The 15458-nt window shown below is 59.4% G+C and carries 16 protein-coding genes and 1 pseudogene; 2 read left to right on the plus strand and 15 right to left on the minus strand.

Going from position 1 to position 15458, the window contains the following annotated elements:
- Nucleotides 1-93: pseudogene (locus tag F8N21_RS16675) on the plus strand (flagellar biosynthesis protein FlhB); the annotation flags it as partial.
- Between the two features lie 139 nt (nt 94-232).
- Here the strand turns inward: F8N21_RS16675 and F8N21_RS16680 are convergent.
- Together F8N21_RS16680 and F8N21_RS16685 are read right to left on the minus strand one after the other, a co-directional pair.
- The gene (locus tag F8N21_RS16680; protein ID WP_224788239.1) at nt 233-916 is read right to left on the minus strand and encodes a hypothetical protein; all 684 of its coding nucleotides are present in this window, start codon (nt 914-916) and stop codon (nt 233-235) included.
- A gap of 17 nt (nt 917-933) precedes the next feature.
- Nucleotides 934-1227, minus strand: a complete 294-nt coding sequence (locus F8N21_RS16685; RefSeq protein WP_150643159.1) for a hypothetical protein — start codon at nt 1225-1227, stop codon at nt 934-936.
- A gap of 314 nt (nt 1228-1541) precedes the next feature.
- On the opposite strand from F8N21_RS16685, the gene F8N21_RS16690 reads away from it, so the two are divergent.
- Nucleotides 1542-2969, plus strand: coding sequence for an RCC1 domain-containing protein (locus tag F8N21_RS16690; protein ID WP_150643160.1), 1428 nt, complete (start codon nt 1542-1544; stop codon nt 2967-2969).
- Between the two features lie 276 nt (nt 2970-3245).
- Here the strand turns inward: F8N21_RS16690 and F8N21_RS16695 are convergent, their stop codons facing one another.
- The 13 genes from F8N21_RS16695 to flhF form a co-directional block, all read right to left on the minus strand.
- Complete coding sequence (locus F8N21_RS16695; protein WP_150643161.1) at nt 3246-3653, minus strand: DUF2802 domain-containing protein; 408 nt, start codon at nt 3651-3653, stop codon at nt 3246-3248.
- A complete protein-coding gene (locus F8N21_RS16700) occupies nt 3654-4136 on the minus strand; it encodes a chemotaxis protein CheW (RefSeq protein WP_150643162.1) in 483 nt (160 codons plus the stop codon). It abuts the gene before it with no gap.
- A 79-nt stretch (nt 4137-4215) separates the two neighbouring features.
- Entirely contained in the window at nt 4216-5079 is an 864-nt protein-coding gene (locus tag F8N21_RS16705; RefSeq protein ID WP_150643163.1) for a CheW domain-containing protein, read from the minus strand.
- Nucleotides 5080-5202: 123 nt separating this feature from the next.
- On the minus strand, nt 5203-5991 hold the full coding sequence (locus tag F8N21_RS16710) for a ParA family protein (protein WP_150643164.1): 789 nt from the start codon (nt 5989-5991) through the stop codon (nt 5203-5205).
- Between the two features lie 50 nt (nt 5992-6041).
- Nucleotides 6042-6932, minus strand: coding sequence for a flagellar motor protein MotD (gene motD, locus F8N21_RS16715; protein ID WP_150643165.1), 891 nt, complete (start codon nt 6930-6932; stop codon nt 6042-6044).
- Between the two features lie 15 nt (nt 6933-6947).
- Nucleotides 6948-7688 (minus strand): flagellar motor protein, encoded by a 741-nt coding sequence (locus tag F8N21_RS16720; protein WP_150643166.1) that lies wholly within the window; start codon nt 7686-7688, stop codon nt 6948-6950.
- The gene (locus F8N21_RS16725; RefSeq protein ID WP_150643167.1) at nt 7688-8812 is read right to left on the minus strand and encodes a protein-glutamate methylesterase/protein-glutamine glutaminase; all 1125 of its coding nucleotides are present in this window, start codon (nt 8810-8812) and stop codon (nt 7688-7690) included. Before F8N21_RS16725 ends, F8N21_RS16720 begins: the two co-directional genes overlap by 1 nt.
- A gap of 49 nt (nt 8813-8861) precedes the next feature.
- Entirely contained in the window at nt 8862-11063 is a 2202-nt protein-coding gene (locus F8N21_RS16730; RefSeq protein ID WP_150643168.1) for a chemotaxis protein CheA, read from the minus strand.
- Nucleotides 11064-11090: 27 nt separating this feature from the next.
- Nucleotides 11091-11879, minus strand: coding sequence for a protein phosphatase CheZ (locus tag F8N21_RS16735; RefSeq protein ID WP_150643169.1), 789 nt, complete (start codon nt 11877-11879; stop codon nt 11091-11093).
- 30 nt (nt 11880-11909) lie between these two features.
- Nucleotides 11910-12281: a chemotaxis response regulator CheY gene (locus F8N21_RS16740; protein ID WP_191624341.1), complete on the minus strand. Its 372-nt coding sequence runs from the start codon at nt 12279-12281 to the stop codon at nt 11910-11912.
- A gap of 167 nt (nt 12282-12448) precedes the next feature.
- Complete coding sequence (fliA, locus tag F8N21_RS16745; protein WP_150643171.1) at nt 12449-13189, minus strand: RNA polymerase sigma factor FliA; 741 nt, start codon at nt 13187-13189, stop codon at nt 12449-12451.
- Complete coding sequence (gene fleN, locus F8N21_RS16750) at nt 13186-14016, minus strand: flagellar synthesis regulator FleN (protein WP_150643172.1); 831 nt, start codon at nt 14014-14016, stop codon at nt 13186-13188. Before fleN ends, fliA begins: the two co-directional genes overlap by 4 nt.
- A 118-nt stretch (nt 14017-14134) precedes the next feature.
- Complete coding sequence (flhF, locus tag F8N21_RS16755; RefSeq protein WP_150643173.1) at nt 14135-15451, minus strand: flagellar biosynthesis protein FlhF; 1317 nt, start codon at nt 15449-15451, stop codon at nt 14135-14137.
- Nucleotides 15452-15458 lie beyond the last annotated feature (7 nt).

A 15458-nucleotide genomic window follows, 5' to 3' on the forward strand; every position in this document is an offset into this window, starting at 1 on the left:
GCCTGGAACCTGAAGGGCAAGTTCCCGGAAGGGCATGATCCGCAAGCACCGATGATAGAGCGGGATGTGACGGCGCAGGGAGATGACTACTAGTCGAAAGGGATGTCGGCTTTAAGGCCGTCTCCGCGGGCGTGCCCTGTAGGAGCTAGCTTGCTCGCGATGGACGTTAACGATAACGCGTGTTTTCTGAATAAACGCGCCACTCTCGAGTCCATCGCGAGCAAGCTCGCTCCTACACTTCCTGGGCTGACACCTTGTCGACCCTGAAAAGACGCAACAGCATGAAAGACCGACCGATAATCAAGCCGTTTATAAAACCCGAAGCAAGGGAGGAGCAGGCAATGGCCGAGACTTCATTGACTGCTTCTGGATTAATTGCGGCCTGATAGCCGCCATAGTATCGCCATGCAAAAAAAAGCCAGTAGACAATCAATACCTTGGGCGATCCACCAATGACCAGATTGTCACCCTCTCGTCCGACATCACGACATGAGTAAAAACCGAAAGCTGCGAACCACCCCGTCGCCAAACCCGCTCCATAGGACGCCAAAGGCGTAAATATGCCCTGAGAAAGATCCAAGAAAAACAGCGATACTGTTACGAAAACCAGCGGCGTCAACTGCAAGGATCTTTTGGTTTCATGATTTTCGAAACAAGCAAGGACTCCGTAGTAAGACACAACGAAAAAAACCAAATAAACCCAAACCGGCGTACCACGCAATACATCCAGCATATAAGCCCCTTCACGGCTTGGTTTTTTATGAACCTTCTTGAGGCTGTCGCCTACATAGGCTCGCCTGAATACTAGCGAAGCATTATCAGAAATCAAAGTATCCAGCAGACAGATTACTTCCGAAAAACGTGTAGGGATAATCGCAGGTGTTGATCGTTCCAACGCCTGGGGAGCGATCAACACGACTGCACTAACTTGAATCAGGATATTGCTTGAGTGGACTGGCCTTTGACTTCCTGACGAACTTCCTCGGCGGTATATCTGCCGCCGTTCCATCTGACAACAAGAAAAGAAACCGACGCACCCTTGGTAGGTATTACCGATCCCCACCCTGTAAAACTTTTACGATTTACATCGAGCAGTCGACTTTCACTCGTCCACATGACGGTGCCTTTGCCTACTCGCTCACCCCATTTATCCTCCCAATCCGGATCATAAGCCTCAATGACTCCGGACTGACGGTTTGCTTTTTCTTCCATGTTTTCTTTCTCCATAAATTGCTATCCATTTCGTCGTTGCACATTGAAATCCAGTGCTTTACTGGAGAATCCATGCTCGACGGATAGAGATTATGCAGAACCTTGGCAGTATGGACACTATTAAATGTGTAACTTTAAAGTTTTGACGACCGACGAAAACCCCACTTGACGGCCTTGGGATAATCCACTTATTGAAACAGAATGCGACGAATCGCGTTAAGGAGGGTAGATCCCGGCGCCCCGCCCCTTACTGAAAAAAACCGATTGTCGCTACTGTCAGATCTGACAGTAGCCAACGCGAACGCCAGAGATTCTACTGGCGCTGATCGATGGGTCAATCAACGGTCCTCGGAATCCAATTTCACGGCGCGCTCATGACAAATAAAATCGGCAACGTTGCGACAGGCAGGCTGCTGATTATGGGCGCACGTGGTAGCCACCGCGTGGTCGGTACTTTCCGCCCCCAAAGCTACAGGCTCGTTGCACTGGATGCCGAGACGCTGCGGCCCAAAGAAGTCACCTGGCAGTACGAGCGTGACAGGCAATCTGTGACCGGACATGCTTTTTTGGATACTCAGCCCTATGAGCGCCTGATGGTCGGCTCGGGCAAACAACGCATCGTCCTTAACCCCTCGAACATCATTGGCAATTTCCCCGCCCTTTGCGCGCTGCGTAACGATGGCAAGCCGCATGCCTGGGGTTGGGCCGAGAACGGTGGCGATCCGCCAGAGGAGATCAAGCAACTCACCGATGTTGTCGAAATATCGTCCTCCATGGCAGCTTTTGCGGTGAGGCGTGCAACCGGTCACGTCATGGCGTGGGGAAGCTCGGAAAATCCGAGTTCAATGGTCCCTGACGATATTGCAGCCCTGAACGACATTGTCGCTCTCTACGGAGGGGCCTACGTGTTTGTCGCACGTCGTTCCAGCGGGCAGATCGTGGCATGGGGACTGGAGCAAACGGGCGGCCGGCTGCCGCGTGAGATTGCCGAGTTGACGGATATCGTAGACGCCATGGGAGCGGAGTTTGCGTTCGCCGCCCTGCGCGGTAACGGCCAGGTAGTCGCCTGGGGGGATTCTCGCTATGGCGGCGAGCTGCCCGAAGAGATCGGCACGCTGAGGGATGTAGTGCAACTGGCGAGTGCCGGGGATGTTCTGGCGCTCCGCCGTGCCAATGGACGCATTGCCGTCTGGGGGAATCCGACGTTCACGCCCATACCATCAGAGATTGCCGAACTGGACGACATCGTCGACCTGGTGGGCAATGACAGCGCATTCGCTGCCCGCAGGGCGAATGGACAAGTCGTGGCCTGGGGTTTTCTTCCGGGCACCACGCCCCCCAAAGAAATTGCCGACCTGACTGACATCGTGCACGTGACTTGCACATCGAGTGCCTTTATTGCGTTGCGTTCCACCGGCCAGGTGGTTGCGTGGGCCACAGGGCAGGTAGCCTTACTGCCTTCGGTCATCAGGCAACTGACTGATGTTGTAGCGATCAGTACAAATCATGAGGCCGCCGTGGCTTTGCGCAGCAACGGTGAAGCGATTGCCTGGGGAGACCCCGAGACAGGCGGTGATAGCACCTGTGTTGCCCCCCTGCTCACCCATGTGCGGGCGGTCTATGGTGGAACCCGTACATTCGCCGCCTTGAGGGAAGACGGCAGAGTGATTGCCTGGGGTGACGCGCATAAAGGAGGTACGGGCGAACAAAAAGCACTCTACCAATTGATTTCCTACGCCGAAAAGGCAGCCCCTTAAGCAAATTTTCGGATTGGAGTCTTGTTCAACGGAACGTCGAGGTGAAGCACAAAAGATCGCCGCCTTCGGCAGCTACGGCGGTGTACAACCGGGATTTGACGGGTATATGCGGTCGGCGCAGGAGCTGGCGAAGCCTGCGATCTTTTGGCGATTTCGGGAATCGCCCACAAGCAAGATCAAAAGATCGCCGCCTGCGGCAGCTCCTACATGGGTTTGCGTACACCAAGGAGCTGCCGAAGGCGGCGATCTTTTGCTTTTACTTGCCGCTTGAAGCGTCTAACTACTCTTGTGCACCTTGCTCATCAATTCAGCTTCGGCCTGGGTCAGGCCGCAGGACTGGGTCAGCTCGTCGACGCTGGCGCCCATGCCCACCAGGCGCGCGGCCTGGGCGAATGAGAGGCTGGTCGGGTCGCGCTGCTCCAGCCGGGCCAGTTTGTCCGGCAACGGCCCGACCACTGCCTGCAGTTCATGCAGGGCATCGCCCATCAGTACATTACCGTTCTGGTAATCGTCGACGCGCTTGGCCAGGTCCCTGATGCGCTGATCACGCAGTGCATCGGCCTGGGCCTGGGTCTGGGCCATGACCATAGCCGCTTGGCGCTGGCTTCTGGCGTAGGCCAGGAACAGCCCCAGGGTCGTTACCCAGAGGATGCCCAGGACAATCACAGCCACTTCGAGAATCAATCAGATTTGCTCCAGGTCCGACCATTCTTCTTCGCTCATCATCTTGTCCAGTTCGACCAGAATCAGCAGTTCGCCGTTTTTGTTGCACACGCCCTGGATGAACTTGGCCGATTCTTCGCTACCGACGTTGGGCGCGGTTTCGATTTCCGACTGACGCAGGTAAACCACTTCCGCCACGCTGTCGACCATGATCCCGACCACTTGCTTGTCGGCTTCGATGATCACGATACGGGTGTTGTCGCTGATTTCGGTGTTCATCAGGCCGAAGCGCTGACGGGTGTCGATCACGGTGACCACGTTGCCGCGCAGGTTGATGATGCCCAGCACATAGGCTGGCGCACCCGGCACTGGCGCGATCTCGGTGTAGCGCAGGACTTCCTGAACCCGCATCACGTTGATGCCGTAGGTTTCATTGTCCAGCTTGAAGGTCACCCATTGCAGGATCGGATCTTCGGAACTCTGTAGAGACGACGACTTATTCATACCCCTGACCCCTAAAAAAAAACCGTTGGAAACGGTGTGTGTTCTGTCTGGCCGCACTCAAGGTGCTGCCTGTTGTTGGTTATGCAGATTTGTTCGTCGGCTTGCTGCCGGGCAGGTGCTTGGCCCCGCCGCTGGCTATCAATTCGGCCAGTTCGCAGACATCCAGCAATGCGCACATGTGCTCGATCACTGTGCCGGCCAGCCATGGACGCTGACCACGATGGCTGCGCCATTTGATTTCGTTCGGATTCAGGCGCAGGGAACGGCTGACCTGATGCACCGCCAGCCCCCATTCGTAGCCCTGAACCGAGATCACGTATTGCAGGCCCTGACGGAAATCATCGCGGTAGCGATCCGGCATGACCCAGCGTGCGGTGTCCAGCACTTTCAGGTTGCCGGCCTGGCTCGGTAGAATCCCGAGGAACCACTCCGGCTGGCCGAACAGCGGCGTCAGTTCGTGGCCGGCCAGGGAATAGATCGAACCCAGGCAGACCAGCGGCACAGCCAGCGTCAGGCCCGCCACATCGAACAACAGGCATTCGAACGGCTCGGCAGCCCAGGCCGGCCGGCCATCGCTATCGACTGGTGGCGGCGTGTTGCTCGGTGGCCTATGAACTTCGGCCACTGGCGCGACCGGGGCTTGTACTTGCGGCGCGGCAGGAGCTACCACAGCGAGAATCGGCGCAGGCTTTTCCAGGACCGGCACGGCAACCAGCGGCTGCACAACGACAACCGGGACAACCACGCTTTGCTGCTGCGAGTCACGGGCCTGCTCTTCGAGCACGGCGGCCTGAAATTCATCCAGCGTATCTTGCGCCGTCACCCGTTTGGGCAACGCTTCAGGGATCAGTTCAAGCTCGTCGGTCGCGTCCTGCAGCAGCGCGTCCAGATAGGACTGCAGCGCCAGTTGCGGCCGGGTCGTAATTTTCACAGGACGGTTCATTGGAACACCACCCCCGTAGGAGCTGCCGAAGGCTGCGATCTTTTAGCGATTTTGAGGGCGCTGCAGAGCAAGATCAAAAGATCGCAGCCTACGGCAGCTCCTACGTTAGAAATGAGCATCATCTCAAGCCACCTGCGGGATGAGTTGCTGGGCCAGCAGATGCTTGAGCAACGCCCGATAGGCCAGGACGCCACGGCTTTTGCCGTCGAACTGCGAAGGCGTCAGTCCGGCCCGACTGGCATCGCGCAAACGGGTATCGACTGGAATGTAGCCTTGCCAGATATCCTCCGGGTACATGTCGCGCAGCACCCGCAGGGTGCCCAGGGAAGCCTGGGTCCGGCGGTCGAACAGGGTCGGCACGATGCTGAAGGGCAACACCTGCTTGCGCGAGCGATTGATCATCGCCAGGGTGTTGACCATGCGTTCCAGGCCTTTGACCGCCAGGTGTTCGGTCTGTACCGGAATTACCAACTGCTGGCTGGCCGCCAAGGCATTGACCATCAGCAAGCCGAGCAACGGCGGGCTGTCGATCAGCGCGTAATCGAAATCCTGCCACAACTGCGCCAGGCTCCTGGCGATCACCAGGCCCAGGCCACTCTGGCCCGGCGACTGACGCTCGAGGGTGGCCAGCGCGGTGCTCGAAGGCAGCAGGGAAATGCGCTCGTCACTGGTCTTTAGAAGCAGTTGACCGGGCAACCCTGCCGGCACACTGCCCTTGTGCAGGAACAGGTCGTAGCAGCTGTGTTCGAGGCTGTCGGGGTCATAGCCAAAGTAGCTGGTCATGGAGCCGTGGGGGTCGAGATCGACCACGACCACGCGCTTGCCCGCCTCGGCCAGCAAACCGGCTAGAGCGATGGAACTGGTGGTTTTACCAACACCACCCTTTTGATTGGCGACTGCCCAGACTCTCATTCGGAATGTTCCTCCCGGTCGAACAGGCTTAACCGAGAAATAGCGCTATGTTATAGAGCCGGCGACAGAGAATTGACGGCACTCTCACGCCCCGGCGACTTTACAGACGTGGGTGCAGTTTGTGTGCCAGCACGCTTCAAGGCCGCATCCGGCTTGGCATTCGCCGCCCCGGTAGCGGTCAGGCTGCGACGCACATCGAGATTGCGCGAGACCACCAGCACCACCCGCCGATTGCGCGCACGGCCTGCGGCGGTGGCATTGTTGGCCACCGGTTGAAACTCGCCGTATCCCACCGAAGCCAGGCGGCCGGGATTCACCCCCTGCATCGCCAGCATGCGCACGATGCTCGCCGAGCGCGCCGAAGACAGCTCCCAGTTGGTCGGGTATTGGGCGGTGCGGATCGGCTGATTGTCGGTAAAGCCTTCGACGTGAATCGGGTTATCGAAGGGTTTTAGAATCACCGCGACCTTATCGATGATGTTGAACGCGATATCGCTGGGCATCGCGTCGCCGCTGCCAAACAGCAGGCTGGAATTGAGTTCGATCTCTATCCACAGCTCATTGCCGCGGATGGTCATCTGCCTGGAGCTGAGCAGGTCGCCGAACGCCGCGCTGATGTCATCGGCGATCGACTTCAGCGGGTCGTTGCTCGCCCCGGCGATGCCGGCATCGACTTGCTCGCTGTCCTTGACCAGGGGCTGCGCCGGGGTGACCGTCTGCGCTCGCTCGTCGCCAATCGGAATCGGCTTGAGGGCGCGGTCCGAGTCGGTGAACACGCCAATCAACGCCTCGGAAATCACCTTGTACTTGCCTTCGTTGACCGACGAAATCGAATACATGACGACAAAGAAGGCGAACAGCAGAGTGATGAAGTCCGCGTAGGACACCAACCAGCGTTCGTGGTTGACGGGTTCTTCAGGGTGGCGACGACGACGAGCCATAATCCATTACCCCCATCAGTCCATGAAGCCTTGCAACTTCAACTCGATGGAACGAGGGTTCTCACCTTCGGCAATCGACAGGATTCCTTCCAGCAACATTTCGCGATAACGCGACTGGCGCATGGCTATCGACTTGAGTTTGCTGGCAATCGGTAACAGCACCAGGTTGGCGCTGGCGACCCCGTAGATGGTCGCGACGAAGGCCACGGCAATCCCGCTGCCCAGCTGCGAAGGGTCGGCCAGATTGCCCATGACATGGATCAAACCCATGACCGCACCGATGATGCCGATGGTTGGCGCATAACCGCCCATGCTTTCAAAGACTTTGGCGGCTTCGATGTCGCGGCTTTCCTGAGTGTAGAAATCCACCTCGAGGATGCTGCGAATCGCTTCTGGCTCCGCACCGTCCACCAACAATTGCAGGCCTTTGCGCGAGTAGTTGTCGGGCTCGGCATCGGCCACGCCTTCCAGCCCGAGCAAACCTTCCTTGCGCGCCGTCAGGCTCCAGTTGACTACCCGATCGACGCCGCCGGCCATGTCGATCCGCGGTGGAAAGAGGATCCATACCAGGATCTGCATCGAACGCTTGAAGGCGCTCATCGGCGCCTGCAACAATGCCGCGCCGACGGTCCCGCCGATCACGATCAACGCCGCCGGACCGTTGGCCAGCGCACCGAGATGACCGCCTTCCAGGTAGTTGCCGCCAATGATCGCAACAAACGCCAGGATGATCCCGATGAGGCTTAAAACGTCCATCAGAGACACGCCTCGACCAGATGCTTGCCGATCTCGTCGAGGTTGTACACCGCGTCCGCCAGTTCAGCCTTGACGATCGCCATCGGCATGCCGTAGATCACGCAGCTGGCTTCGTCCTGGGCCCAGATCGCACTGCCACCCTGCTTGAGCAGACGCGCGCCTTCGCGGCCGTCGGCGCCCATGCCGGTGAGCACCACCGCCAGAACTTTGTCACCGTAGGATTTGGCCGCCGAACCGAAGGTAATGTCCACGCACGGCTTGTAGTTCAGACGCTCATCGCCCGGGAGGATTTTCACCGCCCCACGGCCGTCGATCATCATCTGCTTGCCACCCGGCGCCAGCAAGGCCAGGCCCGGACGCAGAATATCGCCGTCCTCGGCTTCCTTGACGCTGATCCGGCACAGCTTGTCCAGACGCTCGGCGAAAGCCTTGGTGAAGGCCGCCGGCATGTGTTGGACCAGCACGATCGGCGCCGGGAAGTTTGCCGGTAGTTGGGTCAGTACTCGCTGCAATGCGACCGGGCCACCGGTAGACGTACCAATGGCCACCAGCTTGTAGGCTTTACGTTTCGGTGCCGGTGAACCGGTGCTGGCCGCTGGCGTGCGAACTGGCAACGGCGCGGGAGCCGGACGAGCCGGCACACTGTTGCCCAGACTGCTGACCACCGGTGATGGAGCCGCAAACGGTTGCGCCGCCGCTGCGCCGCTGTAGGCACTCAAACGCCGGTTGCTGCGGGAAATACTGAGAACCTTCTCGCATAGCAGTTGCTTGACCTTCTCGGGGTTGCGCGAGATGTCTTCGAAATTCTTCGGCAGAAAGTCCACCGCGCCGGCATCCAGCGCGTCGAGGGTGACCCGGGCGCCTTCATGGGTCAGCGAGGAGAACATCAATACCGGCGTCGGGCAGCGCTGCATGATGTGCCGCACGGCCGTGATGCCATCCATCAACGGCATCTCGTAGTCCATGGTGATCACGTCCGGCTTGAGGGCCAGGGCCTGATCAATCGCTTCTCTACCGTTGGTCGCGGTACCGACGACCTGGATATTCGGATCCGCTGAAAGAATTTCCGAGACGCGGCGGCGGAAAAAACCCGAATCATCCACCACCAGGACCTTGACTACCATAAACACTCCGTTAGGCAGGGCGGGGCAAAACCGCCCCGCACCAGCAGAATCAAATACGCCGTGCGGCGTAATGCTTGAGCATGCTCGGGACATCGAGAATCAAGGCGATGCGGCCGTCACCGGTAATGGTGGCGCCGGACATGCCCGGGGTCCCCTGGAGCATTTTGCCCAATGGCTTGATGACCACTTCTTCCTGGCCCACCAGTTGATCGACGACAAAGCCGATCCGCTGGGTGCCCACCGAAAGGATCACCACATGGCCTTCACGCTGCTCTTCATGAGCGGCGGAAGCGACCAGCCAGCGCTTGAGGTAAAACAGTGGCAGCGCCTTGTCGCGCACGATCACTACTTCCTGACCGTCGACCACGTTGGTGCGCGACAGGTCGAGGTGGAAGATTTCGTTGACGTTGACCAGCGGGAAAGCGAAAGCCTGGTTGCCGAGCATGACCATCAGCGTCGGCATGATCGCCAGGGTCAGCGGCACCTTGATGACGATCTTCGAGCCCTGGCCCTTGGTCGAGTAGATGTTGATCGAGCCGTTGAGCTGGGAAATCTTGGTTTTCACCACGTCCATGCCCACGCCACGACCGGATACGTCGGAAATCTCGGTCTTGGTCGAGAACCCCGGCGCGAAAATCAGGTTGTAGCATTCGGTGTCACTCAGGCGATCCGCGGCATCCTTGTCCATCACCCCGCGTTTCACCGCGATGGCCCGCAGGACATGAGGGTCCATGCCCTTGCCGTCATCGGAGATCGACAGCAGGATGTGGTCGCCTTCCTGCTCCGCCGCCAGAATCACTTTGCCGCAGCGGGACTTGCCCGAGGCTTCGCGCTCTTGCGGCGATTCACAACCGTGGTCGACCGCATTGCGCACCAAGTGGACCAGCGGGTCGGCCAGGGCCTCGACGAGGTTCTTGTCGAGGTCGGTTTCTTCGCCGACCAGCTCCAGGTTGATCTCTTTCTTCAGCTGCCGTGCCAGGTCGCGGACCAGTCGCGGGAAGCGCCCGAAGACTTTCTTGATCGGCTGCATGCGGGTCTTCATCACCGCGGTTTGCAGATCGGCCGTCACCACGTCGAGGTTCGACACGGCTTTGGACATGGCTTCGTCGCCACTGTTGAGGCCCAGACGGACCAGGCGGTTACGCACCAGCACCAGTTCGCCGACCATGTTCATGATCTCGTCCAGCCGCGCGGTATCGACCCGTACGGTGGTCTCGGCTTCGCTGGCCGGTTTTTCCGCTGGCGGCGAAGCCGGGGCACGGGCCGGTGCAGCCGCAGCGACAGGCCTCGGTGCTTCAACCTTGGGTTCGGGTGTTCTGGCGACAGGCTTGACCACCGCCTTGACGACCGGTGCGGCCACTGCAGCGCTGGCACCTACATCAGTGAACTTGCCTTTGCCGTGCAGCTCGTCGAGCAGCGCTTCGAACTCGTGATCGGAAATCAGCTCACTGCCCGCCGCTACAGCGCTCGGCGCGGCCGCAGCTGGTACCGCAGCGATAGCCGATTCCAGGGCCTCGACCGCGAAGGTGCCCTTGCCGTGCAACTGGTCGAGCAATGCTTCGAATTCGTCGTCGGTAATTTCGTTGCTGGCCGCCGCGGCCACAGGGGCGGCAGGCTTGGCCGGCGTGGCGAGTGCGTCGACGGCGAACTGGCCTTTGCCATGCAACTGATCGAGCAACGACTCGAACTCGGCATCGGTAATTTCATCGCTGCCCGCCGCTGCCGGCGCTGCTGCAGGCGCTTCGGCCTGGGCCTTCACCGCATTGAGCGAGTCGAGCAGCAGTTCGAATTCATTGTCAGTGACGTCGCCTGAAGCGCTCTCGGCAACCGGTTCGGCACTCACGGCCACCGCCGGTGCAGCAGCAGGCTCGGCCAGGCGCGCCAGGGCCGCCAACAACTGCGGCGTGGCGGCGGTGACCGGGGTGCGCTCGCGGACTTCGGTGAACATATTGTTCACCGCATCCAGCGCCTCCAGAACCACGTCCATCAATTCCGAGTCGACCCGTCGCTCACCCTTGCGCAGGATGTCGAAGACGTTCTCGGCGATGTGACAGCACTCCACCAGCTCATGGAGCTGGAGGAAGCCGGCGCCCCCTTTTACAGTGTGAAAACCGCGAAAGATTGCATTGAGCAAATCCGCATCATCGGGTCGGCTTTCCAGCTCGACCAGCTGTTCGGACAGTTGCTCAAGAATCTCGCCGGCCTCAACCAGGAAATCCTGAAGGATCTCTTCATCGGCGCCGAAGCTCATGTGTAGGGGTGCTCCTGATAGGTCGGCCTAAAATCCAAGGCTGGAAAGCAAATCGTCAACATCGTCCTGACCGGACACAACGTCTTCACGTTTATCGGCATGAATCTGCGGACCTTCACCCTGAGACAGATGTTTTTCTGGATCTTTTTCCGCGAGGATTGCTACACGGTCATGTTCAATGCCGGCAAAACGGTCGACCTGACTGGCCATCAGCACCAGTTTGAGCAGATTGCTTTCGACTTCCGTCACCAACTGAGTCACGCGCTTGATCACCTGGCCGGTAAGGTCCTGGTAATCCTGCGCCAACAGGATGTCGTTGAGATTGGCCGAGACGATACGATTCTGTTGCTCGCTGCGTGTCAGGAAACCGTCGACCCGCCGGGCCAGCTCACGGAACTCTTCAGCACCGATTTCGCGGCGCATGAAACGTCCCCAGTCCGCGCTCAAGGCCTGGGCGTCATTGCTCAGGCCGTTGACCAGCGGCGTGCTGTCCTCCACCAGGTCCATGGTGCGGTTGGCCGCAGCCTCGGTTAGCCTGACCACATAGGACAGGCGCTCAGTGGCATCCGTGATCTGTGAAACTTCCCTGGCTTGCGGCATGTTCGGGTCAATCTGAAAATTGACGATCGCACTGTGCAGTTCACGAGTGAGCTTGCCGACTTCCTGGTACAGGCCGCGATCACGAGTCTGGTTGAGCTCATGAATCAATTGAACAGCATCGCCAAATTGGCCTTTTTCAAGGCTGTCGACCAGCTCGCGGGCATGCTTTTTCAGGGTCGATTCGAAATCGGCCTGCGAAGTTTCGTAATGCTCCATAGCTCCCCCATGGCGGACTGGCTTCGCATATCAACCGATGCGTTCGAAGATCTTTTCAATCTTGTCTTTCAACGCTTGGGCCGTGAAGGGTTTGACCACATAGCCGTTCACTCCGGCCTGGGCGGCTTCGATGATTTGCTCACGCTTGGCTTCGGCCGTGACCATCAGCACCGGCAGGTGCTTGAGTTTTTCATCGGCACGCACGTGGCGCAGCAGGTCGATACCGGTCATGCCAGGCATGTTCCAGTCGGTTACCAGAAAGTCGATGCTCCCGCTGTTGAGGACCGGAATCGCGGTATTACCGTCATCCGCCTCGACCGTGTTGGTGAACCCAAGGTCACGCAACAGGTTTTTAATGATCCGCCGCATCGTTGAGAAGTCATCAACGATGAGGATTTTCATGTTCTTGTCCAATTCGACCTCCAAGCAGTCTTAAACGCGCCCAGCACCTGGACACGCCACACAAACATTTCGGCGTAACACTCAGCGGCTGCATGGAGCACAACGGGCCGTGATCGGTGCAGCAAAACGCCGTACCAGCCTCGTTCGCAGTGTCCCCACACTGCCTGTCAGCGCGCTCGCCACTCCCCCAAACGCCCCCGCAAGCGGGCCGCGCACTGGCTGTGTAACTGGCTTACCCGCGATTCGCTGACCCCCAGGACCTCACCGATTTCCTTGAGGTTCAGCTCTTCGTCGTAGTACAGCGCCAACACCAGTCGCTCACGCTCCGGCAAATTGGCAATCGCGTCCGCCAACGCAGCCTGGAAACGCGCATCTTCCAGGTCACGCGACGGCTCGAGATGAGCACTCGCGCCATCCTCATGCAGCCCTTCATGTTCGCCGTCCTGCAACAGATCGTCGAAACTGAACAGCCGGCTGCCCAAGGTGTCGTTCAAAATCCCGTAATAATCGTCGAGACTCAATTGGAGTTCGGCCGCAACCTCATGATCTTTAGCATCGCGACCGGTTTTAGCTTCAATTGAGCGAATGGCGTCACTGACCATCCGGGTATTGCGGTGTACCGAACGCGGCGCCCAGTCACCTTTACGCACCTCATCGAGCATCGCCCCACGAATACGGATACCGGCATAGGTTTCGAAACTCGCACCCTTGCTGGCGTCGTATTTGGTCGAGACCTCGAGCAGGCCGATCATCCCGGCCTGGATCAGATCCTCGACCTGCACACTGGCCGGCAGACGCGCCAGCAAGTGGTAGGCAATCCGCTTGACCAGTGGCGCATGGCGCTCGATCAACCCGTACTGGCTGTCACGTGCCGAGGACTTGTAAAGGTTGTAGCCGCTGGCTGTCATAGCACCGGTCCCGCCATCTGATGCACCAGACGCTCGACGAAGAATTCCAGGTGCCCGCGCGGATTGGCCGGCAATGGCCAGGTATCGACTTTCTGCGCGATGGCCTTGAATGCCAGCGAGCACTTGGAACGCGGGAACGCTTCGTAGACTGCGCGCTGCTTTTGCACCGCCTTGCGCACACACTCGTCGTAGGGCACCGCACCGACATATTGTAAGGCGACGTCGAGGAAGCGATCAGTGACCTTGGTCAACTTGGCGAACAGGTTGCGCCCTTCCTGCGGGCTCTGCGCCATGTTGGCGAGCACCCGGAAACGGTTCATGCCGTAATCGCGATTGAGCAGCTTGATCAGCGCGTAGGCGTCGGTAATCGACGTCGGCTCGTCGCAGACCACCAGTAATACTTCCTGGGCTGCCCGGACGAAACTGACCACCGACTCGCCAATCCCGGCGGCGGTGTCGATCACCAGCACGTCGAGGTTGTCGCCGATATCACTGAAGGCCTGGATCAGCCCGGCATGCTGCGCCGGGCTCAAGTGCACCATGCTCTGCGTGCCGGACGCCGCCGGGACGATGCGGATTCCGCCCGGCCCCTGCAGCAGCACATCGCGCAGCTCACAGCGCCCCTCGACCACATCGGCCAGAGTGCGTTTGGGTGTCAGTCCCAAGAGAACGTCGACGTTCGCCAGCCCCAGATCGGCATCCAGCAGCATGACGCGCCGGCCGAGCTCCGCTAGAGCCAGGGACAAGTTCACTGACACGTTAGTTTTCCCGACGCCACCTTTGCCGCCGGTCACCGCGATCACCTGTACGGGATGCATGCTGCCCATGTTCGTTCTTTACCTTGTCTTACTTAGACGGAGGCCACATAACTGGCTGCGCGTTCCCACTGGAACAATGCATGGCAGACCATCGATGTAGGTACACTGCAATCTATTCATGATTACCTCAGCCGACCCGCTTGGTCGGACTGTGATAGAGGTCAGCGAACATATCAGCCATGGCTTCTTCGCTGGGTTCTTCCTGCATCTGCACACTCACCGCGCGACTGACCAATTGATGGCGACGCGGCAAATGCAGATCATCCGGGATCCGCGGCCCATCGGTCAGATAGGCAACGGGTAACTGGTGACTGATCGCCAGGCTCAACACTTCGCCCAGACTCGCGGTTTCATCCAGTTTAGTCAGGATGCAGCCGGCCAGCCCGCAACGTTTGTAACTGTGATAAGCAGCAGTTAGAACCTGTTTCTGGCTGGTGGTTGCCAGGACCAGATAATTTTTTGACTTGATCCCGCGCCCGGCCAGACTTTCCAGCTGCATGCGCAACGCCGGATCGCTGGCCTGCAGGCCGGCGGTATCGATCAACACCACACGTTTGCGCAGCAACGGCTCGAGAGCCTGGGCCAGGGATTGGCCCGGGTCGAGGTGAGTCACCGGAACATTGAGGATGCGGCCCAGGGTCTTGAGTTGTTCCTGGGCCCCAATCCGGTAGCTGTCCATGCTCACCAGCGCAATGTTCTGCGGGCCGTACTTGAGCACATAACGCGCCGCCAGCTTGGCCAGGGTGGTGGTCTTGCCCATGCCGGCGGGACCGACCATGGCAATCACCCCGCCCTCTTCCAGTGGCTCGATCTCGGGTGTGGCGATCATCCGCGCCAGGTGCGCCAACAGCATGCGCCAGGCCTGGCGAGGTTCTTCAATTTCCGCGGTCAGTGCCAGCAGATCCCGCGACAGCGGACCGGACAAACCGATGCGTTGCAGACGACGCCAGAGGTTGGCCTGCTGTGGCCGACTGCCTTGCAACTGGGTCCAGGCCAGCGAGCCCAACTGCACTTCCAGCAGTTCACGCAGGCCGTTGAGTTCGAAGCGCATCGAGTCGAACGCTTGTTGATCCAGCGAAGGCGCAGCCGGGGCCGGCGCGGGGCGCGGCGGCTCGACGAAGGTTGGCTCGATCAAGGGTTCTGCCGCCGTCAGCGGCAAACCGGCGAACAACTGGCGATTGATCGTTGAATCGCCATCCCCGCGCAGGCTCAGCTCTGCCTGGGCGGTGACGATCCGCGACTGGGTTTTGCGCAGCTCGTCTTCGAGCTCGATATTCGGCACCCGCGGAGCCAGCGCGGACAGCTTGTAGTCCAGGGCAGCCGTCAGTTCGACCCCGCCGGCGATCCGGCGGTTACCGATAATAGCGGCATCGGCGCCCAGCTCATCGCGAACCAGTTTCATGGCCTGACGCATATCGGCGGCGAAAAAACGCTTCACTTGCATAACCCAC

This window comes from Pseudomonas fluorescens (assembly GCF_902497895.1).
Taxonomy (GTDB): Bacteria; Pseudomonadota; Gammaproteobacteria; order Pseudomonadales; family Pseudomonadaceae; genus Aquipseudomonas; species Aquipseudomonas fluorescens_BP.

Excerpts from the sequence above, each read along its gene's own strand:
- F8N21_RS16725 (WP_150643167.1), bottom strand. The coding sequence starts at position 8,812 with ATGGTAGTCAAGGTCCTGGTGGTGGATGATTCGGGTTTTTTCCGCCGC.
- flhF (WP_150643173.1), bottom strand. The coding sequence starts at position 15,451 with ATGCAAGTGAAGCGTTTTTTCGCCGCCGATATGCGTCAGGCCATGAAA.
- F8N21_RS16685 (WP_150643159.1), bottom strand. The coding sequence starts at position 1,227 with ATGGAGAAAGAAAACATGGAAGAAAAAGCAAACCGTCAGTCCGGAGTC.
- F8N21_RS16735 (WP_150643169.1), bottom strand. The coding sequence starts at position 11,879 with ATGGAGCATTACGAAACTTCGCAGGCCGATTTCGAATCGACCCTGAAA.
- F8N21_RS16710 (WP_150643164.1), bottom strand. The coding sequence starts at position 5,991 with ATGAGAGTCTGGGCAGTCGCCAATCAAAAGGGTGGTGTTGGTAAAACC.
- motD (WP_150643165.1), bottom strand. The coding sequence starts at position 6,932 with ATGGCTCGTCGTCGTCGCCACCCTGAAGAACCCGTCAACCACGAACGC.
- F8N21_RS16700 (WP_150643162.1), bottom strand. The coding sequence starts at position 4,136 with ATGAATAAGTCGTCGTCTCTACAGAGTTCCGAAGATCCGATCCTGCAA.
- fleN (WP_150643172.1), bottom strand. The coding sequence starts at position 14,016 with ATGGGCAGCATGCATCCCGTACAGGTGATCGCGGTGACCGGCGGCAAA.
- F8N21_RS16690 (WP_150643160.1), top strand. The coding sequence starts at position 1,542 with ATGGGTCAATCAACGGTCCTCGGAATCCAATTTCACGGCGCGCTCATG.
- F8N21_RS16720 (WP_150643166.1), bottom strand. The coding sequence starts at position 7,688 with ATGGACGTTTTAAGCCTCATCGGGATCATCCTGGCGTTTGTTGCGATC.
- fliA (WP_150643171.1), bottom strand. The coding sequence starts at position 13,189 with ATGACAGCCAGCGGCTACAACCTTTACAAGTCCTCGGCACGTGACAGC.
- F8N21_RS16705 (WP_150643163.1), bottom strand. The coding sequence starts at position 5,079 with ATGAACCGTCCTGTGAAAATTACGACCCGGCCGCAACTGGCGCTGCAG.
- F8N21_RS16740 (WP_191624341.1), bottom strand. The coding sequence starts at position 12,281 with ATGAAAATCCTCATCGTTGATGACTTCTCAACGATGCGGCGGATCATT.
- F8N21_RS16730 (WP_150643168.1), bottom strand. The coding sequence starts at position 11,063 with ATGAGCTTCGGCGCCGATGAAGAGATCCTTCAGGATTTCCTGGTTGAG.